Here is a 1,261-nt window from a genome sequence, read left to right as displayed (position 1 = left end):
TGGTGATTCTGAACTTTTGCTTTGCCACGGAATGGTCTGTGTTGTCGGGAGGATGCGTGATCTGATCCTTCAACTCAGCAAAAGTTCGATTTATTCAACAAAGCCGAGTATAGGCTCAATTGCGGAACTCTGACGGTGACTTGTTGAACGTTTTCTTAAACAGGCGGGAGAAGTAATGAACATCATTATAACCGACACTTCGAGCTATTTTTTCTATGTTCCAGTTTGTTTGTTCAAGGAGACAATGAGCTTCCGTCATTCTTTTATTTATTAAGTAAGTTGCGAAGCCTGTGCCTGTCAACTCCTTAAACGTTCTGGAAAAGTAAAACATGCTCAGGTTGGCTTTGCTGGCCATTTGCTCAAGGCTGATATTGTCTGAAAAATTCTGGTTTATGTGATTGAGTATCATTCCCATTGTTGCCTGATGTCGACTCGATGTTTTCAGTTTCTGATTTTGAACAGGACTGACATTCCTTACTACGCGTAAATTATATTCATTACTGATGTAGTTCTCTATAATAATGTGCAAAAGGTGGGCAGCAGATTTAACTTTCATCAGGCTCAGTTCAGGTACCTCATGATACAATTCGATAAGCTTTGATTCTTTTGATAAGTTTTTATCGTTCTCCACTATCTTGGGTAATGGTAGCTTTTCTGTGACACGGGCTTGCCCGCAAGAAACAAACCCTGTCAGATTACCGTTAATGAATATTGGAATGGAGAAGTCTACAAGTCCAGCATGACAGCGATAACATTGAATATGCTGTGCTTTCGTACTTTCAAAACCACCGCAACGATCACATTGCTGGCAATAGGGATGGTAAGCTGCGATTTTTCTGACTTGCTGGCAGAAAGAAGTAAAATTATACCATGGGGATATCTCTTTGCCATTCAGATCTACAGCAACAGAACCCAGACCAGTGGCATTGGCAAAATCGTATACAATATTGTCAAGTATATCGTGGGCGTTTCTCATTTTTACCTGGTAATAAAAGTTGTGATTAGTTAGTTATTCTTGGACGTTCACAAAGATAAATCCATTACATTCGTGACTATGCTATATGATATACTCTTTTTTAAAACCATTGTAAATGGTGCCACATCACATTTTACTGTTGGAGCTTTAAAATATTGATTTCTTGATCTGAGTCATTTTAAGGAAGGTGCGAACAAGTTCCTGATATGAGATCATCATATTCATCCGGAGCGCATCCCAGAGGGACATCATGAGCCATCAACTCACCTTCGCCGATAGTGAATT

Annotated in this window: 1 protein-coding gene; it reads right to left on the bottom strand. The window is 39.6% G+C overall.

Annotated elements, in window-relative coordinates:
* Positions 1-115: 115 nt before the first annotated feature.
* Positions 116-976, bottom strand: a complete 861-nt coding sequence (locus tag BV390_RS30290; protein WP_007372113.1) for a PocR ligand-binding domain-containing protein — start codon at positions 974-976, stop codon at positions 116-118.
* Positions 977-1,261: the final 285 nt, after the last annotated feature.

Origin of the sequence: Klebsiella sp. YJ (assembly GCF_002108615.1) — a bacterium.
In the GTDB taxonomy this organism is placed as follows: domain Bacteria; phylum Pseudomonadota; class Gammaproteobacteria; order Enterobacterales; family Enterobacteriaceae; genus Klebsiella; species Klebsiella planticola.
Note: the sequence above shows the minus strand (reverse complement) of the source record. Positions and strands in the feature narration are given on the sequence as shown.

Coding starts and splice junctions, on each gene's coding strand:
- BV390_RS30290 (WP_007372113.1), bottom strand. CDS start 976: ATGAGAAACGCCCACGATATACTTGACAATATTGTATACGATTTTGCC.